At 46.4% G+C, this 207-nt stretch carries 1 rRNA gene; it reads left to right on the top strand.

The window, feature by feature from the left end:
• Window positions 1-207, top strand: a 23S ribosomal RNA gene (locus CES81_RS13195); the annotation flags it as partial.

Below are 207 nucleotides of genomic sequence, written 5' to 3'. Positions count from 1 at the left end.
TGAAGGACGGGACTAACACCGATATGCTTCGGGGAGCTGTACGTAAGCTTTGATCCGGAGATTTCCGAATGGGGAAACCCAATCATCTTAGTCGATGATTAATACTTAGTGAATACATAGCTAAGTATTGGCAGACGTGGGGAACTGAAACATCTAAGTACCCACAGGAAGAGAAAGCAATTGCGATTCCCATAGTAGCGGCGAGCG

This window comes from Secundilactobacillus pentosiphilus, assembly GCF_002217985.1.
GTDB classification, from domain to species: Bacteria; Bacillota; Bacilli; order Lactobacillales; family Lactobacillaceae; genus Secundilactobacillus; species Secundilactobacillus pentosiphilus.
Note: the sequence above shows the minus strand (reverse complement) of the source record. Positions and strands in the feature narration are given on the sequence as shown.